We start from the raw sequence: 3,678 nt of genomic DNA on the forward strand, positions 1-3,678 counted from the left end.
CCTCAACACTCAATTGAAACTCTCTGGCCTGCTGTTTCCAACTCAACCGCAGGTTCACTTGTGGTCTGTCGGCTGGAGGTGACAAACCAGCCTGACCGACAAAGATCGGGTCTACCTGGCCTGCTCGCCGGGAATTCCTGGGGTCTGGAAACAAAATGTCATTGTTTGTTTTAATATATTCAAGGGCAAATTCTGTAAACGAGTTGGCTATTTGAATTGGCTGGTCATAAAGAACATAAACAGGATTAGGTTCCTGTAAGTTATTAGATAAATGGATAGCGTAGGTGTGAGCACAAATACTCCAATCCGCAAATTCGAAAAGACAGGTTGGATTGTGAACCCGAATCAGTTGGGCATCAGTTGGGAGTCGCGTTATATCTTGAAGCGACCAAAAAGTAATTTCCTGGTCATCCCATACCCAATACTCAGAATCACTGGAGTTATCCATTCCATTGACTTCAATAAAATAGTCACACACATCCTCTGGTAACCGAACTGAATACTTCTGCTCAAACTGTTCAATTATCTTTTCAGTAACTCCTCGACCAACTTTGATTCCCTTACTCAACCAGTAGGTTTTTAGGAGATTTCCAATCACACGTTCCTCCCCCGATACAATTCTCTTTTTTGAGAATCAAGAGCATTGTCCTGTCACATCAACTCCGTTTTTAACAAGTTGAGGGTAATCGTATCCGGCTTCGAAGTACACAAATAGAGTTTCCCCAGCGATTACCTGATGAAAATATCCATTGCCTTGAGGGAAAATTTCAAGTTTATCAGCGGCTTGCAACTGATAGGATTCCCCCCAGGGCTCAATCACAATGGTGAGGTTTGATTTGTGGTTTTGATCAAGTTCGATGACCAGTCGGCACGGCGGATAGGCAAGATCAACGTCGTTCATAAACCAATGACCTCTTTTTGGTTCATCACCCATTCTGGAATGTGTTCGCGGGTCACAGTCTTTCCCTTATTTTTCAGTCACTTAGGGAGTCGGATGGAAATATCATACCACCAGGGTTCAGGGTTCAGGGTTCAGGGCCAGATACTCCACGTTGAGGGTACCCGCCAGTTCCCCAGTCTTCATCTTGAGTCGGATCAGTCAACTCATCGCCGAAACCCTGAACCCTGAACCCTGAACCCTGAACCCGATTTCAGTGGGATTTTATTTTCTTCTGGGTCCCTTATAACTTTTTGCCTTCCGGTGTGTGCAGTCCAAGCCAGTAGAGGAACCCGCCAAACACCATTCCAAGCGGCATGAGCACCAGTGCGACTGAAAGTGATTGGGTCGCGGGGTTGAGGTGAAAGATCTGCGCCACCAGGGTGACAATCGCCGGGAACGCCTGTCCCTGAGCCGCCATCTGTTGAATCCAGGTTGAAATCGCGCCGACCAGCGAGAGGGAAATCCCATCGCCTAAAACGTGAATAATCACAACCACCAGACCCAATGCAGTTGTCCGCAGGGTCGGGGGCACCAGGTTGACCAGGGCCGTGTTGATGGGGCCATTTCCAAGGAAAAGAATTGTAATCGCAATGAAGATCGAAGTCTGGTACACCATCTTATCTGGAGACATAACCGCCACTACGGTTGGAATGGCTGAGAGGGCCGCGCTGATGGCACAAATCCAGAGGTAGGCCCCACGAACATGTTTTTGAAGCCGATCCCCGACAATGCCACCAATAATGGTTCCAATCGCACCGCCAAACACCGCGCACACTCCAAGCACGTTGTTGGCCTCCTGGGCCGTGATGCCTTTATCGTTGGTCATCCATTTCGGTGCCCAGTAAACCAGCGCCCCCACTGAAAACGTGACGGCGGCATAACCCAGACAGGCCAGCATGTATCCGCGATTGGTGAACAGTGGGAAGTAGTCTTTTTGGAAAACGTTCCACAATAACTGAAACGGTGAAGGGAGATATTGAACAAAACCGGGAACTGGGGAATCGGCCTGGAACTGAGATTGGGGTGACTGGTCACCTAAGGGTGGTTCATCAACTTGATTTTTATCCATCGCACCACGAACTGGCTCGCGAATAAAGAACATAATCAACGCCGCGACCAGGCCAGGGAGTCCAACCAGAAACAGGGTATGTCGCCAGCCAAGATGTAACGGATCGCCAAAAAAGCCGCCCACCAGATAGCCGACCGCTGTTCCAATCGGGATGGCCGCCATAAAAATGCTCATGGCCAGTCCACGACGTTCCTTGGTAAAAAAATCAGATAAGAGCCCTGGGGCAATCGTGGCGTAGTTGGCTTCACCAATCCCAACGGCTGAGCGCGAAACCAGCAACTGCATGAAACTGCGCGAAACTCCCGCCGCCGCCGTGGCCAGACTCCAGATTGAAATTCCAATGGCAATGAGTTTTCCTCGATGATACCGGTCTCCAAAATAACCGAACAGCGGAGCACAAATGGTATAGATCCAGGTAAAGGCGCTCCCGATCAATCCAAATTGTTGATCGGTGAAATGTGTATCTCGTTGAATATAGGGAATCAGTGCGGCAAAGATAAATCGGTCGGTATAGTTCAGCAGGTTAAGTACGGTGAGCGAAATGAGGACGAAGGTGGCATACCGAACGGTCACTGAACTCTGATCCGAGTCAGAAGTCGTGGGTGCGACAAGTGGCTGAGGCATGGAAAGTCCTTTTCGAGGAGCGAAATAGCGAACCAGCGAAATAGCGAAGTAGCGAAGTAGCGAAGTAGCGAAATATAGCTTTTTAGATAAATATTTCCCCGTGTTTCTACTGACAATATCTCAAAATCATTGAAATATTTGGACTTATTTTTCGTGGATTTCGTGGTTTCTTTAGCTGAAACTCTATAGCGAAGTCGTGAAGTAGCGAGGTGGAATAGGTTTTTATCTATTTCACTATTTCACTATTTCACGACTTCGCTTTCTTAATGAGTTGGAATATCCCGTTTGGTACTGGATGCGGAGTCAAGGGCGGCTTTCAAATCAGGAAGTGCTCGATTTTGGGGGTCAACTTTGGCCAGCTCATCAATCGTGGCTTTTGCTTCAGCCACTTTGTTGGTCCGAATTTGAGCTGAGGCCAGATTAAAGAGGGTTGGAATGTGTTTGGGATCGAGTTTGAGTGATTCTTGATAGAGGGAAATCGCTTTATCAAATTGCTGACGCTGGAAAAAAGTGTTTCCAAGGTCAGTCCGGACATTGACGTCCTTATCGTTCAGTTTAAGGGCCTGTTCATAATGCTTTTGGGCGATATCGTATTTTTGCTCGTCAAAGGAAACATTCCCCAGTGTCACCAGGGCTTCCATGTCATTGGGTTTGGTTTTGAGTGCATCTTCAAAACAGGCACGAGCTTCAGGCAGTTTTTTGCCCACGAAATACAGATATTTGCCCACATTCATCTGGGCTTCATAGTTGCCCCGGTTTTTTTGGGCATAGTCAAGCGCCTGGGCAATTTCTTCGGGGTTGGCTTGCTCGGTGGTGACATTTGAGTGAACGTCATCATGTGGGGGTTGACCGGTTGGGGTTCCCGACGAGCCTGGTTGACTCGGATTCGCCTGTGCCTGACGGAGTTTATCTTCAGCTTCTTTGACAAACCCACGATTCATGGCGTTTGTCCAATAAAACCCAAAGAAAAAGCCCTCTACCACTTCGACAAAGACCTTGAGGTCTCGCATATCCGCTTGAACGTGCCCAAGGAAGCCCCGGTGCC

4 protein-coding genes are annotated in these 3,678 nt (G+C 48.2%); all 4 read right to left on the reverse strand.

Going from position 1 to position 3,678, the window contains the following annotated elements:
• The coding region (locus HY774_28305; protein MBI4752411.1) for an SMI1/KNR4 family protein at nucleotides 1-598 on the reverse strand (598 nt) is incomplete at its 3' end.
• Nucleotides 599-634: 36 nt separating this feature from the next.
• Nucleotides 635-901: a hypothetical protein gene (locus HY774_28310; protein ID MBI4752412.1), complete on the reverse strand. Its 267-nt coding sequence runs from the start codon at nucleotides 899-901 to the stop codon at nucleotides 635-637.
• Between the two features lie 280 nt (nucleotides 902-1,181).
• Nucleotides 1,182-2,633 (reverse strand): MFS transporter, encoded by a 1,452-nt coding sequence (locus HY774_28315; protein ID MBI4752413.1) that lies wholly within the window; start codon nucleotides 2,631-2,633, stop codon nucleotides 1,182-1,184.
• Between the two features lie 263 nt (nucleotides 2,634-2,896).
• Entirely contained in the window at nucleotides 2,897-3,643 is a 747-nt protein-coding gene (locus tag HY774_28320; GenBank protein ID MBI4752414.1) for a tetratricopeptide repeat protein, read from the reverse strand.
• Nucleotides 3,644-3,678 lie beyond the last annotated feature (35 nt).

The sequence above is a fragment of the Acidobacteriota bacterium genome (assembly GCA_016208495.1).
Lineage (GTDB): Bacteria > Acidobacteriota > Blastocatellia > Chloracidobacteriales > Chloracidobacteriaceae > JACQXX01.

Coding starts and splice junctions, on each gene's coding strand:
- HY774_28310 (MBI4752412.1), bottom strand. CDS start 901: ATGAACGACGTTGATCTTGCCTATCCGCCGTGCCGACTGGTCATCGAA.
- HY774_28320 (MBI4752414.1), bottom strand. CDS start 3,643: ATGCGAGACCTCAAGGTCTTTGTCGAAGTGGTAGAGGGCTTTTTCTTT.
- HY774_28315 (MBI4752413.1), bottom strand. CDS start 2,633: ATGCCTCAGCCACTTGTCGCACCCACGACTTCTGACTCGGATCAGAGT.